The organism is Propionibacterium australiense, assembly GCF_003666605.1.
Taxonomy (GTDB): Bacteria; Actinomycetota; Actinomycetes; order Propionibacteriales; family Propionibacteriaceae; genus Propionibacterium; species Propionibacterium australiense.
The window spans coordinates 138,760-160,473 of record NZ_RCIV01000004.1 but is presented as its reverse complement, the minus strand read 5'-3'; the positions used below and the strand labels follow the sequence as shown (position 1 = coordinate 160,473).

The following is a 21,714-nucleotide window of genomic DNA, read 5'->3' as shown; positions in this document are numbered from 1 at the left end:
AGCCCTCAACGGACGACTCGAACACCTCCGCGGCACCGCCCTCGGCTTCCGCAACCTCACCAACTACATCACACGCAGCCTCCTCGAAACCGGCGGATTCAGACCCCAACTCCTACACCCTCGATTGGGATGAGCCATCAGTCCGCCGATCAGGGACGCCGGAAGGTACAGCTTCTGAAGGATTTTTATTTTTTCCCGGGCAAAGAATCCGATCAGCATGAATGCTGCCATGATCAGGAAATCATCCCGCAAAGACGTCACTGTCATTCTCGAATTCCTCCCCCCTCACCACATCCTCCCGGCAGACGCCGGCGGCGACCTCGGTCAGAAGTCGAACATGCCTGCCTTCTTGGTGTCCGGGACGACGACGTCGTCATACGTGGGCGCGGTCTCGTAATCGATGTCGTTGATCGGCCACGTCGGCTCCTTGCCCTCATAGACCTCCTGCACCCCCATGGCGGAGAAGAAGGAGGCCCGGTGCGCCGCCTCGATGGTGTTGCCACCGATGTGCGGATAAATGATGACGTTGTCCAACGTCAGCAACGGATTGTCGGGATCCACCGGTTCCTTCCGGATCGCATCCAGACCGGCTCCCATGATGGTGCCGTCCTTGCAGGCCGCATAGAGATCCTGCTCATTCACCACAGCACCCCGGGCCGTGTTGATCAGGAACGCCGTGGGCTTCATCAGGGCGAGCTTCTCCTTGTTCACCATGTCCCGGGTGATGGAGGTTGCCGGCGTGTGCAGGGACACATAATCGGATTCGGTGAAGATCCGATCGAGATCACGCACCACTTCGACGCCCGCGGGGAAGTCCTTGGCCGGCTTGTAGGGGTCGTAGCAGAGGACATTCATCTCCAGGGCAAGTGCCCGCCTGGCAAGACGGCTGCCGATGTTCCCGCAGCCGATGATACCGATCGTCTTCCCGTTGATGGTGCTCTTGCGAATCTTGAGCTTGGCTTTGTAGTAGTCCTCGACCCAGGTCTTCCTCAGCCTGAGGACATTCCTCGAGCACTCCAGGATCAGCAGCAACGCCGTCTCTGCGACAGAGGTGCTGTTCGCAACCGGCGCATACAACGCCTGCACGCCGTTGTCATGACAGGCCTGCACGTCCAGCACATCGAATCCGGCGCCATGCCGAACGACCACCTTGAGATTGGGATTGGACTCGATCACCTCTCTGGTGATCGGCGTAATCCGGACGATCATGGCATCGGGCTGATGCTCCTTCATGTCCGCGAGGACGTCCGCGGTCTCGAAACCGCGTCCCCTGATGAGGGTATGGCCCGCATCCTCCAAGTATTTCGTGCCTTCCGCCATGATCTCCTGCGGCAACAAGATCTTCCAACTCATGTTTTCTCCTCACATAATTTTTCGGCCGCCACAGACCCCGCTGTTCGACTCAGGGCCGATAGACGTCATCGACGATCTCGAAGTCCTTGCTCTCCAGGGTCTTGTGCACCCAGCTGCGGTCCATGCGGTGTTCCATGATGGCCGGAACCTTTGCCTTGTCCTTGGCCTTGAACTCCTTGGCGTCTTCGAGTATTTGCGCGGCGTCCTTCCGCGGGATGCAGATCACACCATCGGGATCCCCGAGAATGATGTCGCCCGGGTTCACGCTGATGCCACCGCAGGAGACCGGAACATTCAGTTCACCAGGGCCCTCCTTGTAGGGGCCGCCAGGTGTCGTACCCGTGCAATACACCGGGAAATCCCACTCGCCGATGGAACCGATGTCGCGGATCGGGCCGTCCAGGACGATTCCGGCGATCTTCTTCTCGTACCGCAGCCACGTCATCATGACCTCGCCCATCAGTGCACGAGTGGTGTCCTCCTCGTTGGAGACGATCAGCACATCGCCTTCCTGGCAGAAGTTCAGTGCCGCATGAAGAATGAGATTGTCACCCGCCCGGCACTTCACCGTGAAAGCAGGCCCGACCATGCACTCGTCCTTCGGCTTGCTCACCAGGTGGATCCTGGGATTCATCGCGCTGTTCCTGCTCATGCAGTCAGCCGTGTTCGATGCCGGGATGGTCTTGAACTGCATCATGACATCATGATCCGGAAACTCTCTCTTGAGATAAATCCGCTTGCCTACTGACATAGGTTTACCTTTCATCTACAATGATGAAATTCACAGGATGCTGCAAAGACGCTGCGAGAACCTGTATAATGCCACCATTGGCGAGAACCTGTATAATGCCACCATTGGCGAGAACCTGTATAATGCCACCATTGGCGAGAACCTGTATAATGCCACCATTGGCGAGAACCTGTATAATGCCACCATTGGCGAGAACCTGTATAATGCCACCATTGGCGAGAACCTGTATAATGCCACCATTGGCGAGAACCTGTATAATGCCACCATTGGCGAGAACCTGTATAATGCCACCATTGGCATGGCATAAAATTAAACCACACACCCCTCCGGCGTCAAACAGCAATTATTTGTCAGCTCCACAAAAAATTTTTGTTGCACCATCAACTCAAGGACCGGCATGGACATTCAAAGTCTTTTCTATTTTCAGGAAGTCGCCAAAGATCTCAACATCACAAAGACCGCCAAGCGCCTCTATCTCTCGCAGCAGACGCTCAGTAACCACATCAAACGCATGGAGGAGTACTTCGGAACTGAACTTCTCGAACGAAAACCAAGGTTAGCCCTCACCTACCAAGGGGGGCTGGTCCTGAATTTTGCCAACATCGTCGCCGATCATCAGGGGAACCTCATGGACATGATCGCAGAGATCAAGAAGGGCGAACGCGGCACCGTTCATTTCGGCTGCAGCATCATGCGCATGAACGCCATTCTTCCCTATCTGATGCAACCTTTCTCAAGTAAATACCCGAGCGTGGAGCTCCAGATCACGAATGGCTTGAGCGACAACCTGATCAAGCAGACGCTGAGCGGACAGCTCGACACCGCGATCCTGCTCGCATCGAGCGAGGACGCGACACTGAACGATGACTCGTTGAATTTCTTTCCACTCATCGATGAAACCATCTACCTGTGTGTTTCGGACCAGCTCCTGGCGCGCTGCTACTCAGCCCCTGAAGAGCTCATCCGAACATCAGAAATCGAGGGCGCCCATCTCTCGGCCTACTCAAAGCTCCCCTTCACCATCCTCGCCAATCGAATGGGCCGCACCATCAATACATGTTTCGAGGAAGCCGGCTTCAAGCCAAAGATCTACACCACGACCAGCAGTCTGCAGTTCGCCACCTCACTTGCGATCACCGGTATGGCGGCCTCGTTCGTCACGAAGACCAGCCTCCTGGCATCCGCACCGTTCCCCAGCGCCGGGCTGCATTTTTTCCCACTGCTGCGAGGCAGCACCGCACTGACGCAAACCGCCTACCTCGTGCACCGCAGGGACCGTCATCTCCCCCGCTACCTCAAGGACTTCATGAGTCTGATCATCAGGGTGTTCGCCTTTCTGCAAGACGTCCCCAACGACGTCATTCTTTCCCTCGGCACCTACCATCAGATCATGGAACTACTTGCCAAGGAGATCGCTGAATAATAAAACTGGACAGTCATGCGAAGGGGTGGCCCGGGCGCCACGATGGGTCAAGAATTTCAGCACACTGAGGTCTGTTCGCAAGGGTCTTGCCGAGAAACATCATCCCCCTGTTTCACCCGCATCCATCAGTTCCCTGAACAAGCCTCATCAAAGGTGTCACCCGTCTCGGCGGTGAACATCTCCCGCCATTGTGACGGGGATCCGGCACGACGAACGAGCCCCACCTCCGAGGCCCCGACAGCGCCGACCCGATCCTGAGCCGATCAGCCCCGGAAAGAAACTGAGCAACGAGGCACGACAGCCTGCAGCCCACGCGACTGACCCGAGCCGCAACCCAGCACTCTCACCAGCAGATTCACTGGAACCCATGAAGATCAACGGTGACCTGGCTTCCACAGACTCCGGGTGCCAATGCCTTGGACCGAGCAGCTCCACCGCCTCATCCATGACCGCAGGGCGAGAGGAGCACCCGTTTTCTTCTCCGGCGCGACCGGTGCTGCTGATCCCCTGCGTCCGCGCAGCCGCTCGCATGACGGACACACGCCACGTCGGCTCGGGCACTGCTCAGACCGCGCTCCCGGCCATGACATTGGATAACAGTGTTATCATGCGATGCGTGGTGCCGCCGCTCCTTGCGGTCGAGGGGCACCGAACGCGCAGCGAGCGCCGCGCCAGTGAGGAGGAGCATGACCACCAGACCGGGTTCTGAGCACATCAGGGCGGCGATCATCGAGGCGGCCCTGTCGCGTATCATCGCCGGGGGCGCCGAGCGAGTCTCGTTGCGGCCGCTCATGTCGGAGCTCTCCCTCACCACCGGCGCCTTCTACCGCTGCTTCCCCGGCGGCCGTGAGGACCTGCTCGACGCTGTCGCGCGCACCGCGTCGCAACTGGTCCTCGATCGGCTGCCCGACCTGACCACGCTCGACGCGCTCACCCCGCGGGACGCCCTGCTGGGGCTCGGCCGCGGGCTCATCGAGCTGATGGGAGAGCAGGGCCGGCTCGTCGAGTTCGTCCTGTCCCATCCCCTGGCCGACGAGGAGGGGCCCTATCCCCTGGCCCGGTTCGCTCAGACCATCGCGGAACGCGCGGCGGTGGCCCACGGTCTCGACGCCGGGTTGCTGTTCGCCCAGGTCTGGGCCTTCATCTGCGGCCTGGGACAGCTGACGCGCCTGGGCCTGGTGACCGAACCGGAGCCCCTTATGAACGCCACCCTGGGAGCCCTGCTGAACGGCGACGAGCCGCCCCCGCCGCCCGAACCCGCCTCGCCACCGGAGGAGTACTCGTGAGAATCGCCATCGTCTACTGCCACCCGTGGGAGGGCAGCCTCAATCACGCCATCCTCGAGCAGGTGATGGCCAATCTCGACGAGCACGGCGTCGAGTACGACCTGATGGACCTGCACGCCGACGGCTTCCTGCCCTTCTACGACGCCGAGGAACTGCGCCTGTTCAGTTCCGGCGGCACACACGACCCGCTGGTCACCCGCTATCTCGGTTTCCTGCGCGCCGCTGATGGTCTCATCGTCATCACCCCGCTGTGGTGGAACAGCATCCCGGGCATGCTCAAGGGCTTCATCGACAAGGTGATGAAGGAGGGCGAGGGACTCTCGCACACCGTCTCGGCTCGGGGCGTCCACGGTGAGCTGGGCAATCTGCGCCGCGCCTACGTGCTGACGACGAGTACCTCGCCGACGTCCTACATCCGTTTCCTCAACGGCAACGCGATCAAGCGCATCTTCATGGGCCAGACGCTCAGGCAGCTGGGCGTACGCCGCTCCACCTGGATCCACCACGGCCTGGTCAGGGGACGGGCCGGTGACGACGCCTGGGCGCGCCGGATGCGCGCCCGCCACGCCCGCCACCTGGAGCGGGTCCGCACGATGGACTTCCGGTTCTGACGCCCCAGAACCACCCGCCTGGTTCAGTACGCGGCGATGGCCTCGCCGATCGGGTCCTGTCCGCCGATCAGCGGCACCGTGCGGCGGCAGGTGGTGGGGCTCTCCAGCACCGCGACGAGCGCGTCAGCGACGTCGGGGATCGGGACCGGCCCCACCTCGGGCGGATCGAGCCGGATGCGGCCGGTGCCGGGCTCCTCGGTGAGGACACCGGGCTGGACGATCGTCCAGTCCAGGTCGGTCTGCTCGCTGACGTAGTTGTCGGCGAAGAACTTGGCGATGCTGTAGTTCATGAGCCGCTCGGGCCACCTGTCCGGCTGCAGCGAGAACAGGAAGCTGAGCAGGATGAAGCGCCTGATGCCCCGGCTCTGCGCGGCCTGGGCGAGCTTGACGGCACCGTAGGCGTCGGTCGCGAGCAGGTCGGCGCCGCGGGAGCCGGCGAGGAAGTAGACGGCGTCGTGCCCGTCGATGGCCTCGGCCAGGGTCGCCACGTCGTCGTGCAGGTCGAAGGCGACCGGGTGCACGTGGTCACGGGCGGTGACCCTGCCCGGGTCGCGGGCCCCTGCGGTCACCTCGTGGCCGCGGGCCACGAGCCCGGCGACGGTCCTGTCGGCGACCCGGCCGTTGGCTCCGGCGACGAAGATCCTCATGCGTCCTGCCCTTCCGTGACGTCGAGGGCCGCCGCCTTCCCGGCGGCCCGGCGTGACTGGTTCCACTGCCTGCCGGCCTCGCGGTAACGGGCCAGCTGGTCCTTGTACATCTCCCGCAGGTCCGGGTCGTGCAACACCATGTAGACAAGGCCGCAGTCCTGCGGACCGGTGGCATAGGCCTGGCACTGGCTGCAGTAGTCCTCCGGTCTCAGCGGGCACATCGGGATGACGGTGCCGGGCGCCTTCTTCCGGGAACCGGCCGCGGCTTCGGCTGCCTGTGCGTCTGCGCCCATCGCGATCACCTCATCATGCGGGGCGTGAAAGTGCCTTCGACACGACCATACGTCGCGATCAGCCGGCACACGAGGCCCGATGTCTCGTGGTCCCGAAGCCGCTGCTCGGACGGCCCGGCTGGGGCAACGCCGGGTCATGGACCGCCGGCGCTCACCACACCAGCGGGATCACCTTGCGCCTCACCCGGTTCTTGTATTCCACGTACCCGTCGAGCCCGGCCTCGAGCACCTTCTCCTCGTTCCTGATCCTCTTCGCGATGATCGGGATGTAGAGCAGGAGGACGAGAAATGAGATCGGTGACCCCAGGATCCACGGCAGGGCGAGGAACAAGAGCACGGTGGCCGAGTACATCGGGTGCCTGACGATCCCGTACAGGCCGGTGTCGATCACCTTCTGGTCGTCCTGCACCTCCACGGTCCGCGACAGATAGGCGTTCTCCCGGAGCACCTCCGCGTAGAGCGAGATGGCGAGCAGGTAGATCGCCGTCGCCGCCCAGACGCCCCACGCCGGGACGGCGAGCCAGCCGAATCTGTGGTTGAGGCCTGCGAGGACGAATGCGCTCACGAACATCAGGCCGCTCAGCGCAATGACCTGCTGCTGTTCCGGCTCGGTCTCCCTGCTGCTCAGTCTCTTCCTCAGCAGTTCCGGATCGCGCAGCATCAGGACGATCCCCACGACGAGCATGGGGACGAAGAGCAGGCCCGTGAGCAGCCAGGCGTTCCAGTAATGCGTGGTGCCCGCCGGGACGAGGAGAAGGACGAGGATGAGAACCAGTCCGGCGATGCACCTGCCGACGGCCCGGCCGAGCAGTCTCGCATCCATGTCACGACCGCGACGGCCCTCGATACGCTGAGGCTTGTTCATGAGAATCTCCACCACAAATATTGTTCCTTGTCATACCAGCATCTGTCGGCACCGTGAATGAGCCGGGAGCCGCCCTGGACGGCATCAGCGAGGATCCCTGGGCACGGCATCGATACGTCCACAGGACACTTGTCGCCCCGGGAGCACATCATGCGTGCGCCGATTCTGTCCGGACACTGGTGGCCGCCTCGGCCTGCTGCGCGCCCGGCAGCCGAATCTGAGCGAGAATGATCGCGACGAACATCACGACGCATCCAGTCATCTCGCGGGGGCTCATGCGCTCACCGAGCAGGACAGCCCCCGCGAGGACGGCGAACACCGCCTCCAGGCTCAGCAGCAGCGAGGCGACCGTGGGATCGGTGAATCGCTGGGCGATGATCTGCAGGGTGTAGCCGATCCCTCCCGACACGATGCCGCAGTACAGTATCGGGACCGCGGCCGAGACGATCCCCGCCCAGCTCGGCTCCTCTACGGCGAGGGCCGTCATGGCCGAGATTCCTGCCGCGGTCACGAACTGGATCGCCGAGATCCGGATGGGGTCCCCCAGTCCGGCGAAGTGATCGCAGCACAGGATGTGACCGCTGAACAGCAGGGCGCAGACGCAGACGAGGGCGTCGCCGCGAGCCAGGCCGAATCCCTCGGTGACGCATATCAGGTACATGCCGGCGACACCGATCAGGACGGCGAGCCACACCGGCCAGGGAGCCCTCTTGCGGAACAGCGCGACGTTGATGACGGGGACGAGCAGGATGTACATGGCGGTGATGAAGCCCGCCTTGCCCGCCGTGGTGTGGACGATGCCCATCTGCTGGAAGATGCTCGCGGCAGCAAGGAATGCACCGCAGCAGACACCGCCGACGACCGTCCCCCTCCGGCGCGCCCGGGTCTCGCGCGGGGCCGAGACATTCCTCGTCCTGGGTCCCATCGCGAACGCGACCAGCCCGACCGCCACGGCGGCCAGCGTCATGCGGGCGGCGGTGAAGGTGATCGGTTCGATGTCCGACATCCCCGCGCGCTGGCCGACGAAGGCCGTGCCCCAGGCCATTGCCGTCACCAGCAGCAGTGCATTACCGAGAATCTTCCTGTTCACCATCGCGCAACTCCACTGGATCCATCGGACCATGCTGGCAGCCCTGCACGAGTGCCGTCAACCGGCGCGGACGGATCCAGCCGATCCCACCTGATCAGGGTCCAGCAGTTCAGCAACTTTCTCTGATCCGCCCGCCGGGCAGACCATCACGCCAAAGACAGAACCATCGAGAAAACCAAAGGATCACTCAAGGCATCGTTTCTCCGCGATTCAACCAAGAACGCCAATCCATGGAAAGCATGGTTTACACCATGGTAGCGTGTGACATGTTCCACAGCGCCCTTGACCCCGAGGGCCTCCTTGCCGCACTCACGTCCAGCAGAGTCATGAATTGACCTCTGAGTGTGCCATCGACGAAGTTTCACGAGCCAAGGACAGCAATTCATGACTGATCCGATGAGATTGTCGACAGCCGCAGCAGAAAATTCACTTCCACGCCCCAAGGAATGCGATATCTTACGACACCGCAAAGGTAGCCGAACTAGTTTTATGGGTTATTCTTTCAATCTATTCACTAGCGATAACAATAACGATCTGCTTGCAATCTTGGCTTACTTCAGCTACAATTTTGCATGTAATTCACCCCGATCTCAACTACCGAATTTGAACCAGAACAAGCGATCCAGTGGAACAGGTTCAACCCCATAGTCCACACCGAACTCCCAACTACCCGACAATTCATTTCGACGCATATAAACCGTGAACATGCCAGTGAGAGATTCAACCGCAACAATACTTCAGGGACTATTCTATATTGCAGGCGCGTACACCCTGTGCGTCCTCCTTTTCCTCACCATCCGCAAGACTCTTCCACTGCCCTCCGAACTGTCCAGAAAACTTCTTCACTTTTCCGCGATAATCGTTCTGACTACCTGGCTTTTCGCTTTCAGTGACTGGAGAACAGCAGAGCTCACGATGGCCATTTTCACTGTCGCGACACAACCGATCCTCACACTGCTGGAAAAGCTACCCGCCACCTCCTCCCTTTCAAAGGTGTCTTCTGAAAGACGTACTGGAGAATTACACAAGAGCCTGGGCGCGGCATGCCTCATGTTCATGTTGGTAACAGCTGCTTGCTGGGGCTGGCTTGGCAGCAGGAATCTCGCGCTTGCCAGCATCTTCGCCTGGGGACCGGGAGACGCGGCAGCCGCGCTTGCTGGAAAACGATTCGGGAGGATCAAGATCGGTAGGACACGGAACAAGTCACTGGAAGGCACGCTCGCCATGCTCGCACTATCCGGAATAAGCGTCTTCGTCATCCTTTCCTGGGGTGGCGCTTTCTCTCCATGGCAGCTCCTCCTGGTATCCGGGTTGACTGCGATGGTCACCACTGTGGTCGAATTGGTGACCAACAACGGCTTGGACACCCTTTTCTGCCCGGCAGCGGCCATGACAGTCCTGTGTTCCGCCCAACTTCTGTTCCAGCGTCTTGCCATTAATTGATCCTGCTCGCAGATTCAGATGAACTCATGACTGAAGACAAGAAGAGTGGGTATCGAACCCTCCTGACCTCGATGCTGCTGAGCTCTCCCGGGCCTCTGGTTCTGGGACTGGGCCTCACAGTCGGGCACAGCTCAACGCAGCTCTCCGACTTCACCAGGAGAACAGCAGAATTCTTGGCGCTCATCGTCGCCTTTGCCGTGTACACGGTGACGAACAAGCAGCCGATGGACAGGAACCGGAAGCTCTCTTTGGAACGAAAAGGGAATTGCTTCGTCGGCATGATCATGTGCGCGAGCGGCCTGAGTATGACGCTCCTGACGATCCTGTCCGGCAGGGCGGACAAGGGGAATGTGATACCTGCGCTCGTGATTGCTTTCCTCGGGGCAGTCACCAATATTATCTTCTGGCGCCGATACACATTCCTGCACAAGAAGCAAGAAAATTCTATTCTTGGTGTACAGGCCAGGTTGTATGAGGCGAAATCAGGCGTTGACCTGTGTGTGACACTCACACTTGTCGTGATCTTGATGTTCCCCGGTTCACGAGCTTCTTCATATCTCGATGTCGTGGGCTCTCTGCTGGTGTCGCTGTACATGCTCCGAGGCGGGATCAAGACGATTCTTGAACAACGATCCTGAAGCAATGAGGTTTACCCACAACCCCGATGGATACCGATTTGACGAGGGCTAGCACTTCTCGTGAAGGTTCCTGTCAACAAGCTTCAAGCTGCCCGCCCATCACCCGATTCGAGGAAGCGTGCGGCGGTGTCGAATTACCCGGCTGTGTGTGTCGCCGTGTGGTGGTCGGTCTTCGGGGCGATCAGCCTGTACTGGGCGTTGGGTGGGAACTGGCTTGTGGACACCGCGGTCCAGGAGCAGGGGCTGGAACTGGCCCGGGAGCGTCCGCCGTGGGTTGTCGTGCTGGTGTTGTCCACTGCTGTTGCCAAGTTTGCGCTCGCTCTGTTCGGGGTACTTGTCGCCAGGCCGAACAGTCTTCCGATCCGGCGGTGGATGTACGGGGCATTCGGGTTGCTGATCGGAGTATCCCTTGCCGCCTACGGGCTGGCTTCCAGTCGTTTCGGGTTGCTTCAGGTCTGGGGCATGCCGAAATTGACAGGATGTGGCGGTTCTGGGTCTGTTTGGGGTAAAAACGGCCACATCCTGTGAGAAAAAGCATGCCTGTGAGACTATGAACAAGCCACCGGATACTGAGGCTCATTCACGGGAAGTTCGGCGGGAGATGAAATCCCTAGCCATAGCCTAATTCATTGAGGCCGTGAATAAGCCTCCTCAATCCAGCCCCGGAACGTATTCCAGACACTCATTCCCCGCCGCCATTCACGAGACCGCTCCTCGCCCTCCGGTTCTCGCCGGCCGAACCGATCCCGGCCGGTCCAGCGACTTCTCCCTGCTCAGCAGGGCCACCGTCTCCACGTGGTGGGTCATGGGGAAGATGTCGAAGGCCCGCACACTCGCCAGCTCGTAGCCCAGGGCGCGCAGCCGGGCCACGTCACGACCGAGGGCCGCCGGGTCGCAGGCGACGTAGCCGATGCAGCGGGCACTGAGCCCGGCGATCGCCTCGATGACCCGTCTCCCGGCGCCCGAACGCGGAGGATCGAGGACGACGACGTCGCTCCGTTCCCCCAGCCGCGTCAGGCCCTGCTCGAGGCGGGAGGCGATGAACCGGGCCTGCGGCACGTTGCTGCGAGCCAGCCGGACCGCCGGACCGTCCATCTCCATGCCCGTGACCCGGGCCCCGGCGCGAGCGAGCGCACCGGCGAACAGGCCCACCCCGCAGTACAGGTCCAGCGCGCGCTCACCCTCGCGCACCCCGAGCGCGTCCAGGACCGCGCCGGTCAGGGCATCGGCGGCGCCGGGGTGCACCTGCCAGAACCCGTCGGCGCGGACCCGGAAGTCCATGCCACGCACCTGCTGGGTGACGACCGGCTCGCCGGACAGCACCCGGCCGTCACTCATGACCGACACGCCGGAGTCGGCGACAGTGACGGTGATCTCGCGCCCGGCCCGCGCGGCGTACCGCGCCAGGTCCGCCGGCGCGGGCCCCCTCGGATCGGCGAGCAGGAAACCGGTGCCCGGCGGCGCCTCGACGAGTTCGCTGGAGTGGAAGCCGCGCAGTCCGACCCGGCCGCCGGCGTGCAGATAGCGCATCCGGGTGCGCCAGCCCCAGCCGTCACGGTCGCCGGGCACGGCCTCGACCTCGACCTCGGCGTCGACCCCGCCGAGGCGGGCGAGCTGTTCGGCGATCACCTGCGCCTTGAGGCGGCGCTGGGCCTCCAGCGAGGCGAACGCGAAGTCGCTGCCGGCATAGGCCGCCGGCGGCAGCTCCTGCTCGACGCGGCCCGGGGACGCCTCGAGCACCTGGTGGACGCGCCCCTTCCAGAAGCGGTCGTGACGGGTGTCGGTGAGCTCGACCAGCACCTGCTCGCCGGGCAGCCCGCCGCGGACGAAGACGACGCGGCCCTCGTGGCGGGCCACGACGTGGCCGCCGTGGGCGATGGGGCCGAGCTCGAGCGGCCCGAGGAGCGCGTTCACGAGGCACCGCCTCGTGGGCTGCCGGCCCTGCGACCGGGCACCTGCCGACCCCGGAGGGCCCCGAGGACGCAGAACCGGACCGTCCGTGCGTCGTGGCGGCACCCGGCCCGGTCCTCGATCCTCACAGTCAGTCAGCCTAGCTCCCGCGGGAAGACCCCCTGCCGATCCGGTCGGCGCGGACAGCCGGGACGTGCCGCACGGGAACCATGGCACGTTCCTCGATCAGCGGCGGACCCCGCTCGGACACGTGCCCGCGTGCCGCAGCAGCGGGCTTCAGGGCTTGGCTAGTCTTGTCAGCGTTGCCGCCACTGTCCGGTCCGGTGGCCGAAGCGGAGGTCGAGGTGCACATCATCATCATGGGTTGCGGGCGTGTCGGCTCGACGCTGGCCCGCGGGCTGGAGCGACGCGGCCACACGGTCTGCGTGATCGACCAGAACGCCGAGGCCTTCCGCCGCCTGGGTTCGGAGTTCAACGGCCACACCGTCAAGGGCTCCGGTTTCGACCGCGACGTGCTCGTCAAGGCCGGCATCCGGGAGGCCGACGGTTTCGCGGCGGTGGCGAGCGGCGACAACTCCAACATCCTGGCGGCCCGCGTCGCGCGCGAGGAGTTCGGCGTGCAGAACGTCGTCGCCCGCATCTACGACCAGGGCCGGGCCGAGGTCTACGAGAAGCTCGGCATCCCCACCGTCGCCACCATCCGCTGGGCGGCCGGCCAGGTGATGAACCGGCTCCTGGGGGACGCCGCCACGCCCGTGTGGCGGGACCCGTCGGGCACCACCGCCCTCTACCAGATGCCCTTCGCGAACGAGTGGGTCGGCACCCCCATCGAGGCCATCGAGCAGCGCCTGCACCTGAGGATCCCCTTCCTCACCCGACTGGGCACCGGCATGGTGCCCCCCGCCAACCTGCTGGTCCAGGAGGGCGACGTGCTCTACGCCGCGGTGCCCACCGATCGCGCCGCCTCGGCCTACGAGGCCATGTCGAACCCGCCCGAGAAGGACAAGGACTGAGAGGGGACCACGGTGCGCATCTCCATCGCCGGGGCCGGTAACGTCGGCCGGTCCATCGCCCGCGAGCTCCTCGCCAACGGCCACGAGGTGCTCCTCATCGAGAAGGATCCCCACGCCATCCGCTCCGACGCGGTCCCCGAGGCCGAGTGGCTGCTCGCCGACGCCTGCGAGATGGACTCACTGGCCGAGGCCGGGCTCGAGACCTGCGATGTGATCATCGCCGCGACCGGGGACGACAAGGCCAACCTCGTCTACGCGCTGCTGGCCAAGACCGAGTTCGGTGTGCCCCGTACCGTCACCCGCATCAATCACCCGGAGAACGAGTGGCTGTTCACCGAGCAGTGGGGCGTCGACGTGGCGGTGTCCACGCCGCGGATCATGTCGGCCCTCGTCGAGGAGGCCGTCTCGGTCGGCGCGGTCGTGCGTCTGCTGAGCTTCAACGCCGGCTCGGCCAATCTCGTCGAGCTGACCCTGCCGGCCTCCGCGCCGGCGATCGGCCGGCGCGTCCGCGACCTGGAGCTCCCCGGTGACGGCGTGCTCGTGGCGATCATCCGCGCCGGCCAGGCCCGGCCCCCGCGCCCGGACGAGACCCTGGAGGAGGGCGACGAGCTGCTCTTCACGATCAGTGCGGAGCACGAGAGGCAACTGCCCGCCATCCTGGTCGGCAGCGGCTCCGAGGCCCCGTACCATCCCACGCGCTGAACCGCGTCACCGGTTCAGGCGAGCAGCTCATACCGGGGGTTGTAGATGACGCGCCGACCACGGTGCTCGCCGATCAGGCCGGTCACCCGCAGGGTGCGGCCGACGGTGACACCGGCGATCCGGCGCCGCCCCATCCAGACGACCGTCACCGTCCCCGTGCCGTCGCTCAGCTCGGCCTCGAGCCAACGCTGCCCGCTGCCGGGATTGGCGGCCAGGGCCCGCACGCGGCCCTGGACCGTCAGGTGTTCCCGGGTGGCGACGTCGGCGATGGGGACCGGACGGCCGTCATCGCCGGTATCCGGCTCACTGGCACGGTCACGGCCCAGCCAGCGGGCCAGCAGGCCCCGACACCGGCCCCTGCCGGACATGCTCACCTCGCCCCGGCGGGCTTCTGCTGGGTCTGGGCGGCGAGCTCGGGCGACATCGTCATCGGGATGAGCTCGCCGGGCACCTTCGGCTTGTCGCCACGCCGGACGACCGTGTTCGCGAAGAGCTCGTAGAGCAGCTCGGTGGAGCCCTCGACGCCCTCGGCCAGGCCCGCCTCCCCCATGAGGACGCCGCGCAGCAGCCAGCGGGGGCCCTGGGCGAACCAGGTGCGCGAGACATGGTAGCCGTGCTGGCCCTGCTGGGTGGTGATCGGGACGACGCGGCGCACCTCGGTGCCGAACGGGCCGGCCGTCAGGGTGGCCTTGCCGCCGGCCTTCTGGGCGTTGGCGATCATCTCGTCGCGCACCTCGGCGCGCATGTCGCGGTTGGCCGGTGCGGCGAACAGCGACAGCTCCATGACGGACTGGCCTGAGACGGCCAGGATCGCCTGCAACTGCTGGGTCTGCTGGTTGACCTGCAGCTGGAGCTGCATGCCGTCGAAGGGGGTCAGGATGAGCGCGTCGAAGTCCATGCGCTCGACGTCGTCGGCGTCCAGGTCGACCTCGGACAGGTCGAAGGGGCCCTCCTCGCGCCAGTCCCGCGAGGCGTCGAGCCGTTGCCACTCGTCGAGTTCCGCCTCGGGCTCGTCGTCCCCCGGAGCGTCCGCGTCAGCGTCGTCGACATCCTCCGCGGCAGAGTCCTCCTCGTCCTCGTCGGACCCGGTCTCATCGAGGATCTCCTCCTCGAGCACGTCCTCGTCAGCTGCCTTGCGCTTCCTACGACCGAACATTCAGGCTTCCCACCATCGTCTTGCGTCTGCGTGAGGTTCACATTGCGGCAGGCCCGGTGCCGTGCCGTGCCCAAGCCTATCGCCGCACCCCCAACCCGTCGTGTCTCGTCGCAGGACTCACTGACACTCCGGTGCACGGCAGCGGCCGGCGAGCAACCGGACCCTAGGATGGAGATGCTGCGGGTCAGGTGTCCGCGGCCCGTACCAGATGGGGAGGCAGGATGGCATCTCGCGCCACGAATACCCAGTTCAAAGTGGTCGCAGGAGTTCTCGGCACGGCCGCCGCCGTTGCCACGCAGAAACTCCTGATCGCCTCGTGGAAGAAGGTCACGGGCGAGGAGCCGCCGGACCCGAACGATCCGGAGGTCCCCCTGGCCAAGGCGGCAGGCTGGATCCTCGCGAGCGGCATCGGCATGGCGGTCGCCCAGCTCGCCATGGAGCGTTTCGCCGCCGCAAAGATCGCCAGGATCACCGGGGAACTCCCCGATCTGGGCAAGCGCAAGATCAACGTCACCCTGAAGAAGTGACCCTGCCCGGTCCCCCGCACGCACGAGGTCGGCGAGCAGGCGGAGCAGTCCGGTGAGCGCCTTCGGGCAGTCCTCGGACGCGAGCGGGGTCCGCACCGTCGTGGTGCGGACCCCGCTCCTGTTGTGCTCGCGTGTCCGGTCCTGCTCGAAGGCGCCTCAGACACAGTCGACGCAGTAGGCCTGCCCGTCGCGCTCCTCGGCCAGCTGGCTGCGTGACTTCACCAGGAAGCAGCTCGCACAGGTGAACTCGTCGGACTGCCTGGGCAGGACGCGCACGGTCAGTTCCTCGTGGGACAGGTCTGCGCCGGGCAGCTCGAACGATTCAGCGGCCTCGGCCTCGTCCTCGTCGACCTTGCCCGAGTTCTTGTCGTTGCGACGGCTCTTGAGTTCCTCGATCGAGTCCTCGCGGGACTCCTCATCAGTCTTGCGGGGTGCATCGTAATCAGTCGCCATGATGACCTTCCGAAATGTGGGTGGGCTTCGCTACCGGCGCCAGCGAGCAGTGCCTCCTGACCGGTAAATCGTGGGCATCATACCCAAAGAACCCGTAGAACAAACACCATGTCGCGAACAAGAATGACGGCCAGGACGTCGACACCATCGGCGGGGCCCGCCGGAAAGGTGACCAGGTGACCGGTTCAGGGGGATCAGGCCATCAGCCATGCCGCAGAGACCCGTGGACAGCCCAGCGCGGTAGATTTGCCCCAGTCACGCACCCAGTCGCGTGAGCCATGATGATCGATCGGGCCCGGGCATCGGGCAGCACACGGGGAGATGCCAGATGGACAGTGCCTTGACGCCGCGAGAGATCCAGTCCCGCATCCGCGCAGGCGAGTCCCCTGCCGATGTCGCGCGCGCGGCCGGGGTTCCGGTCGACGGTATCGAGGGCTACGCAGTCCCGGTCCTGGCCGAACGCGAGCACATGGCCGCCACCGCGCAGGCCGCCCAGTGCCGTCGTGGCGACGGCCGCGGATTGACGCGACTGGAACAGGCGGTCCGCATCCGCCTGGATTCCCAGGGCATCGACGTCGCGTCCGTGGACTGGGACGCCTGGCGCGAGGAGGACCGTGTCGATCGACACTGGACGGTCCAGGCCAGCTACCGGGTCGGCTCCACCGTCCATCAGGCGCTGTTCGACTTCGATCCCCGCGGACGCTTCGCGACTGCCGTCAACGACGACGCCCGCTGGCTCCTCGGTGAGGAACCACCGCGGCCGCGCACCCCGATCCGGAAGACCGATCCCGACACCGAACCCACTGTCGACCTCAATGACGAGATGGCCATCGTCCGAGCCGTCCAGCCCGCCAAGCGACCCATCGTCGGCGGTGGCGCTGCGCTCGCCGAGGTCTACGAAGCCGCCGGGGTCGGCGGGCTCGACGAGGAGCGTGACGACGAGGAGGACGAACTCGAGCACACCGGCCTGACGAAGGTCGGCGGCGTCTACGACCTCGTCCCCAACCCGACCTCGGACATGGACGTCCTGTACGACATGCTCTCCGGCTTCGACGAGGACTCCGTGCACGTCTACGCCGGCCTCAACCAACCGGTGGCGGTGAGCGGCGAGGACACCCCGGAACCGGACCCGCTGGAGGCTCCCGGGCCCCGGCAGGGCGAGGCGGGCCCGGACGAGGCCGCCCCGCAAGCAGTGCCGCAGGACGAGACCGGCACCGAACACGACGTCACCGCCGGGACGCCCGGACCCGGCGGGCAGGCGCCCGCCGTCGGCGGCGAGGAGGCCGGCGCACCCGTCACCGAACCCGAGCAGGACCCGCTGCTGGAGGCGGAGGCACCGCCCTCCCAGACGCCACGGAAGAAGGCCTCACGCCGGCGCAGGAGCCGCGCCTCGGTGCCCAGCTGGGACGAGATCATGTTCGGGGGCCCGAAGAAGCCAGGCGACTCCGACACGGAGCTGCGCTGACCCCGGGGTTGCCCCTGGCCGGGACGTGCGGGAGCCTCAGCCCTGGGCCGTGTCGACGAGCAGGGGCACCTCGATCTCGGCGGGCTCCAGTGAGCCGTGGTGGCCGACCAGCCGGAACTCGTGCTCACGGGTGCGCGTCATGACGGCCCAGTTCCGGCGGGCGGCGACAAGGACGTCCCCCAGCCGCTCCGTGGTGCTCGCCGCGACGTGCGGGCCGAACCAGCCCGCGGCGACCGCCTCCTCGCGGGTGCAGACCCAGGCGCGCTCCCCCATGATCTCGGCCCAGCGGGCCGCGACCGCCTGCGGCCTGCGCGTGTAGAGATGCCGTAGCCGCGGTTCGCCCCCGACGAGGTCGACCTGGTCGCTCAGGCCCGGCGTGCCCTCGAGGTCGATCTGCCGCCCGGTGGGCACGTCGACCATGCCGTGGTCGCCGGTGACGAGCAGGCAGACGTCTTCGGGCAGGGTCCCGCGCAGGGCGGCGATGTCGGCGTCGATGCGGGTCAGCCGGTCCAGCCAGGGGCGGGACGCGACGCCCCAGCCGTGGCCGGTGTGATCCAGGCTGCCCTCGTACACGTAGGCGAAGGCCCGCCCCTTCGCGACCGCTGCCCTGACGGCCTCGGCCCTGGCCGCGATGGAGGCCCCCTTGCCGAAGCCACGGAAGAAGCCGCCGCGCAGGGCTGCGCGTGTCAGGCCGCTGCCACGGAACCTGGCCTGTGAGACGGTGGTGACGGTGACCCCGTCCTGCTCCATGCGTTCGAGCCAGGTGGGGTGCGGCTGGAGCTGCCCGGGGGGCGGGTCCAGGGGCCCCCAGTCGAGGGGGCACATGAGTTCTCCCCCGCTGCTGGGCCTGAAGGTGTAGCCGACGATGCCGTGCTCGCCGGGCGCGCGCCCGGTGCCGAGCGTCGTCAGCGAGCAGGCCGTCGTGGTCGGCACGGGCGCGCTGATCGGGAACGAACGGGCCAGCAGGTGCGGGATGTGCACCAGCGAGGACGAGCCGGCGCGCAGCTGGTTCCAGCCCATCCCGTCGACGAGCAGGAGCACGTAGGCCCGGGCCTGCGGGATTCCCAGGGCGTCACTGGCCTCGCCGGCGCCCAGGCGGGACGCGATGGCGGGCAGCACCTCGGCGAGGGTGCCGCGCCCGTAGCCGGGGCCGGCGGGCAGGCTCATCCGGCGCCCTGCCCGTGAGCCAGGCGCTGGAGTGTCGAGGCGAACCGGACCAGGCGCTGCACGTTCTCCGCGCCGTCCGCGGCCGGGCTCATCCTGATCGTGATGTCCTCTCCGACCGCCTCGCCGTCGAAGCCGTGATCGGCCGTGCAGGACGGGTCGCCGCAGTGCGCGGGGACGACCTGCAGCCGCCGGACGGCGTTCCAGGTGAGGGTCAGCCAGGTCTCGGTGACGGCCGAGTCGGACCTGCCGTAGTGCTCGGGATGGGTGACGGCGCGGCTCACCGTGATGACACCGAGCAGCCGCAGCGGCACCGACTCGCTCGTGGTGACCGCGGTGTCCTTGCCACGGGCATCGGTCTCCTCGTCGGTGTGGCTGACGATGAGGCGCCCGGGGGTGAGGACGAGGACGGTGAGATGGCGGATGATGCCCTCGGCGCCGACCGTCGCCTCGTGCTGGACGAGGAAGTCGACGATCGTCTCGTCCCCGACGGCCATGGACACCGAGTCCTCGACGAGCTCGGGGAAGAACCCGCACTCGTCGACGCGGTCGCGCAAGGCCTTGGGCAACGTGGGCTGACTGATGTTCGTCACGGTCACCATCGTGCCATCTTCACCGGCCCGACGCGGCAGCGGAAGTCCGCCGGCGCCGCCCGGCCCGTTATGGTTGGTGGGCATGAGGCACGGACCTGTGATCGGTGTGCGCGTCGCCGACTTCGTGACGCGCCGTGCCGGCGCCGTGCTGCGCCGCCGGGGCTGGCGGGAGAGGCCGGTGCCGTTCATCGGCTACGGCACCGGAGGACGCGTGCGGGTGCTGGGGCGTCTGGTCCTGAGCCCGGCCGACGACAGGCGGCTGCCCGCTCATGCGGCGGCCTGGCTGCGCCGCCGCGGCTGGCGCAACTTCCTGGCCCTGCCCGCCCCGCACCGCCCGGTTCGGCTCACCGTGGGCGCACGGACGCTGACCCTGCGCACCGACCGGCGGGGCTACATCGACCTGACGGTGGACACCGAGCTCGCCCCCGGCTGGCACCGGCTCCGGCTGAGCGCCGCGAACGGTTCGACCGCCGAGGTCCCGGTTCAGGTCATCGCACCCGACGAGACCTTCGGCATCATCTCCGACATCGACGACACGATCATCAGCACGTGGATGCCCCGGCTGTTCCTGGCCGCCTGGAACAGTTTCTTCCAGCTCGAGGGCAACCGTCAGGCGGTTCCCGGCATGGCACGCATGTACCAGCGCCTGCTCGCCGAGCACCCGGGGGCGCCGATCTTCTACGTATCGACCGGCACCTGGGCCTCGATCCACTTCCTCAACCGGTTCATGACCCGCCACGGCTATCCGCGGGGCGCGCTCCTGCTCACCGACTGGGGGCCCACCACGACGGCGTGGGTGCGCTCGGGCACGGACCACAAGCGCGACGCGATGGAGCGACTGGCCAGGGACTTCCCCCACATCAGCTGGGTACTGGTCGGCGACGACGGCCAGCACGACCCCGAGCTCTACGAGGAGTTCGCGCAGAACCACCCGGACCGGGTGCGGGCGGTGGCGCTGCGCACGCTGAGCCCCACCGAGCAGATCCTCGCCCGCAGCACCGTGCCGCTGGTGGCCGAGTCGCACCGCACCTGGCACCCGCGCCGGGTTCCCTCGCTGCGCGGGACCGACGGCGATGATCTGTGGCCGGCCCTGGCCGACGTCCTGGGCATCAAGGCCGAACGGCCGCCCAGGCGCCGCTGGACGCCTCGTCACTGGCGGATTCGGCCGGGTTCTCTTGCAATGCCCTGAACGCACCCGGCATGCTGAGATACGTCAGCCACTCGACCAATGGAGGTCTTCGCCATGGCGCGTGCCATCGTCATCCGTTCCAACCCCGCCTACGAGCGCGGCAACGGCCAGCCCGTCAACACCGCGGCCATCGAGGAGGTCGACGAGGCCTTCCTCGGCGACGACCCCGTTCTCGTCGAGGTCAGTCATTCGAGCATCAACTACAAGGACGCCATGGCCCTCACCGGCCTGCCGGGCATCGTCCGCAAGACCCCGCTCATCGGCGGCATCGACCTGGTCGGCACCGTCAAGCAGTCCGCCGATCCGGCCTGGAATCCGGGCGACCAGGTCATCCTCAACGGCATCGGCATGTCCGAGAGCCGCAACGGCGCCTTCTGCGAGCTGGCCAGGGTGCCCGGCGACCGGCTCGTCGCGCTGCCCGAGTCGATGACACCGGCCCGTGCCGCAGCGATCGGCACCGCCGGCTACACGGCCGCTCTGTGCGTCCTGCGGCTGGGACGCGCCGGCCTGGAGACCACGCCCGACCGGCCCGTGCTCGTCACCGGCGCGACAGGTGGTGTCGGCTCGGTCGCGGTCCTCCTGCTGGCCGCCGCCGGCCACCATGTCGCCGCCCTCACCGGACGCCCCGGCGAACTGGGCGGCTACCTGCACGAGCTGGGCGCCGAGCAGATCATCGACCGCGCCGAGCTGCTCGACGCCAAGGGCGCCCTGCAGAAGCAGCGCTGGTCCGGGGTCGTCGACACGGTCGGCGGCGAGGTGCTCGTCAATGCGCTCGCGCAGACCGTCTACTCCGGCACCGTCGCGGCCTGCGGCCTGGCCGGCTCGGCCAAGCTGCCCGGCACCGTCATGCCGTTCATCCTGCGCAACGTGACGCTGGCCGGTGTCGACTCGGTCGAGACACCCGTCGAGGCCCGCAGGGAGGCCTGGGCGCTGCTCGCCGAGCTGCCCGGCGAACGGATCGACGCCATCGCCGGCACGGTTCCGCTGTCCGGCGCCTTCCAGGCGGCCAGGGATCTCATGGAGCACCGCCTGCACGGCCGCGTGATCGTCGACGTGCGCGCCTGAGAACCAGAACGGGCCGAAGGGCCGGCGGCGGGTTCCGGAACCTGCCGCCGGCCCTTCGGGTGTCCTGCGCCGATCG

General features: G+C 66.0%; 25 protein-coding genes. 13 read left to right on the top strand and 12 right to left on the bottom strand.

The genetic code is table 11. From position 1 onward, the window contains the following. Positions 1-324 precede the first annotated feature (324 nt). Both D9T14_RS05465 and D9T14_RS05460 read right to left on the bottom strand, forming a co-directional pair. Positions 325-1,353 (bottom strand): hydroxyacid dehydrogenase, encoded by a 1,029-nt coding sequence (locus D9T14_RS05465; protein WP_119161271.1) that lies wholly within the window; start codon positions 1,351-1,353, stop codon positions 325-327. A gap of 49 nt (positions 1,354-1,402) precedes the next feature. After that, positions 1,403-2,119 (bottom strand): RraA family protein, encoded by a 717-nt coding sequence (locus D9T14_RS05460; protein ID WP_220667449.1) that lies wholly within the window; start codon positions 2,117-2,119, stop codon positions 1,403-1,405. 22 nt (positions 2,120-2,141) lie between these two features. Here D9T14_RS05460 and D9T14_RS05455 point away from each other — a divergent pair, with 22 nt between their 5' ends. The 4 genes from D9T14_RS05455 to D9T14_RS05435 all read left to right on the top strand — a co-directional run bounded on the left by D9T14_RS05455 (position 2,142) and on the right by D9T14_RS05435 (position 5,424). Further along, a complete protein-coding gene (locus tag D9T14_RS05455) occupies positions 2,142-2,411 on the top strand; it encodes a hypothetical protein (protein WP_119161268.1) in 270 nt (89 codons plus the stop codon). A 90-nt stretch (positions 2,412-2,501) separates the two neighbouring features. Next, entirely contained in the window at positions 2,502-3,527 is a 1,026-nt protein-coding gene (locus D9T14_RS05450; RefSeq protein WP_119161267.1) for a LysR family transcriptional regulator, read from the top strand. A gap of 686 nt (positions 3,528-4,213) precedes the next feature. After that, positions 4,214-4,813 (top strand): TetR/AcrR family transcriptional regulator, encoded by a 600-nt coding sequence (locus D9T14_RS05440; protein ID WP_119161265.1) that lies wholly within the window; start codon positions 4,214-4,216, stop codon positions 4,811-4,813. Then, positions 4,810-5,424, top strand: coding sequence for an NAD(P)H-dependent oxidoreductase (locus D9T14_RS05435; RefSeq protein ID WP_119161264.1), 615 nt, complete (start codon positions 4,810-4,812; stop codon positions 5,422-5,424). Before D9T14_RS05440 ends, D9T14_RS05435 begins: the two co-directional genes overlap by 4 nt. A gap of 23 nt (positions 5,425-5,447) precedes the next feature. Here the strand turns inward: D9T14_RS05435 and D9T14_RS05430 are convergent, their stop codons facing one another. From D9T14_RS05430 to D9T14_RS05415, 4 genes are all read right to left on the bottom strand, one after another. Further along, positions 5,448-6,071 carry an SDR family oxidoreductase gene (locus tag D9T14_RS05430; protein ID WP_119161263.1) on the bottom strand — a complete coding sequence of 208 codons (624 nt, stop codon included), beginning with the start codon at positions 6,069-6,071 and terminating at the stop codon, positions 5,448-5,450. Next, entirely contained in the window at positions 6,068-6,364 is a 297-nt protein-coding gene (locus tag D9T14_RS05425; RefSeq protein ID WP_126464235.1) for a DUF6767 domain-containing protein, read from the bottom strand. The genes D9T14_RS05430 and D9T14_RS05425 overlap by 4 nt, the downstream gene beginning before the upstream one ends. 151 nt (positions 6,365-6,515) lie before the next feature. Further along, positions 6,516-7,229 carry a methyltransferase family protein gene (locus D9T14_RS05420; protein WP_197720562.1) on the bottom strand — a complete coding sequence of 238 codons (714 nt, stop codon included), beginning with the start codon at positions 7,227-7,229 and terminating at the stop codon, positions 6,516-6,518. Positions 7,230-7,377: 148 nt separating this feature from the next. Further along, on the bottom strand, positions 7,378-8,322 hold the full coding sequence (locus tag D9T14_RS05415; protein WP_170175722.1) for a DMT family transporter: 945 nt from the start codon (positions 8,320-8,322) through the stop codon (positions 7,378-7,380). A gap of 696 nt (positions 8,323-9,018) precedes the next feature. Between D9T14_RS05415 and D9T14_RS13290 the strand changes: the two genes are divergently transcribed. The 3 genes from D9T14_RS13290 to D9T14_RS05400 are packed head-to-tail and all read left to right on the top strand — an operon-like array spanning position 9,019 to position 10,928. After that, positions 9,019-9,762: a diacylglycerol/polyprenol kinase family protein gene (locus D9T14_RS13290; RefSeq protein WP_126464236.1), complete on the top strand. Its 744-nt coding sequence runs from the start codon at positions 9,019-9,021 to the stop codon at positions 9,760-9,762. Positions 9,763-9,788: 26 nt separating this feature from the next. Continuing rightward, on the top strand, positions 9,789-10,400 hold the full coding sequence (locus D9T14_RS05405) for a cation efflux transmembrane domain-containing protein (protein WP_119161259.1): 612 nt from the start codon (positions 9,789-9,791) through the stop codon (positions 10,398-10,400). A 60-nt stretch (positions 10,401-10,460) separates the two neighbouring features. Further along, on the top strand, positions 10,461-10,928 hold the full coding sequence (locus D9T14_RS05400) for a DUF3995 domain-containing protein (protein WP_119161258.1): 468 nt from the start codon (positions 10,461-10,463) through the stop codon (positions 10,926-10,928). Between the two features lie 171 nt (positions 10,929-11,099). On the opposite strand, the gene D9T14_RS05395 is transcribed toward D9T14_RS05400, so the two are convergent. Continuing rightward, on the bottom strand, positions 11,100-12,314 hold the full coding sequence (locus tag D9T14_RS05395; protein WP_119161257.1) for a class I SAM-dependent RNA methyltransferase: 1,215 nt from the start codon (positions 12,312-12,314) through the stop codon (positions 11,100-11,102). A gap of 356 nt (positions 12,315-12,670) precedes the next feature. Here D9T14_RS05395 and D9T14_RS05390 point away from each other — a divergent pair, with 356 nt between their 5' ends. Both D9T14_RS05390 and D9T14_RS05385 read left to right on the top strand, forming a co-directional pair. After that, positions 12,671-13,324, top strand: coding sequence for a potassium channel family protein (locus tag D9T14_RS05390; RefSeq protein ID WP_119161285.1), 654 nt, complete (start codon positions 12,671-12,673; stop codon positions 13,322-13,324). Between the two features lie 12 nt (positions 13,325-13,336). Then, positions 13,337-14,026: a potassium channel family protein gene (locus tag D9T14_RS05385; protein ID WP_119161256.1), complete on the top strand. Its 690-nt coding sequence runs from the start codon at positions 13,337-13,339 to the stop codon at positions 14,024-14,026. A 14-nt stretch (positions 14,027-14,040) separates the two neighbouring features. Here D9T14_RS05385 and D9T14_RS05380 read toward each other — a convergent pair whose 3' ends face one another. Both D9T14_RS05380 and D9T14_RS05375 read right to left on the bottom strand, forming a co-directional pair. Continuing rightward, positions 14,041-14,394, bottom strand: coding sequence for an OB-fold nucleic acid binding domain-containing protein (locus tag D9T14_RS05380; protein ID WP_119161255.1), 354 nt, complete (start codon positions 14,392-14,394; stop codon positions 14,041-14,043). Between the two features lie 2 nt (positions 14,395-14,396). Continuing rightward, entirely contained in the window at positions 14,397-15,182 is a 786-nt protein-coding gene (locus D9T14_RS05375) for a DUF3710 domain-containing protein (protein WP_119161254.1), read from the bottom strand. A 221-nt stretch (positions 15,183-15,403) separates the two neighbouring features. Here D9T14_RS05375 and D9T14_RS05370 point away from each other — a divergent pair, with 221 nt between their 5' ends. Then, positions 15,404-15,709, top strand: a complete 306-nt coding sequence (locus D9T14_RS05370; RefSeq protein ID WP_119161253.1) for a DUF4235 domain-containing protein — start codon at positions 15,404-15,406, stop codon at positions 15,707-15,709. Between the two features lie 156 nt (positions 15,710-15,865). Here the strand turns inward: D9T14_RS05370 and D9T14_RS05365 are convergent, their stop codons facing one another. Further along, entirely contained in the window at positions 15,866-16,162 is a 297-nt protein-coding gene (locus D9T14_RS05365; RefSeq protein ID WP_119161252.1) for a DUF4193 domain-containing protein, read from the bottom strand. Positions 16,163-16,490: 328 nt separating this feature from the next. On the opposite strand from D9T14_RS05365, the gene sepH reads away from it, so the two are divergent. Beyond that, positions 16,491-17,627 carry a septation protein SepH gene (gene sepH, locus D9T14_RS05360; protein WP_119161251.1) on the top strand — a complete coding sequence of 379 codons (1,137 nt, stop codon included), beginning with the start codon at positions 16,491-16,493 and terminating at the stop codon, positions 17,625-17,627. 36 nt (positions 17,628-17,663) lie between these two features. Here sepH and D9T14_RS05355 read toward each other — a convergent pair whose 3' ends face one another. Then, entirely contained in the window at positions 17,664-18,794 is a 1,131-nt protein-coding gene (locus D9T14_RS05355) for an alkaline phosphatase family protein (protein WP_119161250.1), read from the bottom strand. Next, a complete protein-coding gene (locus D9T14_RS05350; RefSeq protein WP_374955782.1) occupies positions 18,791-19,384 on the bottom strand; it encodes a DUF5998 family protein in 594 nt (197 codons plus the stop codon). The genes D9T14_RS05355 and D9T14_RS05350 overlap by 4 nt, the downstream gene beginning before the upstream one ends. Positions 19,385-19,466: 82 nt before the next feature. Here D9T14_RS05350 and D9T14_RS05345 point away from each other — a divergent pair, with 82 nt between their 5' ends. Both D9T14_RS05345 and D9T14_RS05340 read left to right on the top strand, forming a co-directional pair. After that, positions 19,467-20,573: an App1 family protein phosphatidate phosphatase gene (locus D9T14_RS05345; protein WP_119161248.1), complete on the top strand. Its 1,107-nt coding sequence runs from the start codon at positions 19,467-19,469 to the stop codon at positions 20,571-20,573. A 54-nt stretch (positions 20,574-20,627) separates the two neighbouring features. Beyond that, positions 20,628-21,638: an MDR family oxidoreductase gene (locus D9T14_RS05340; RefSeq protein WP_119161284.1), complete on the top strand. Its 1,011-nt coding sequence runs from the start codon at positions 20,628-20,630 to the stop codon at positions 21,636-21,638. The last annotated feature ends 76 nt before the right edge of the window (positions 21,639-21,714 follow it).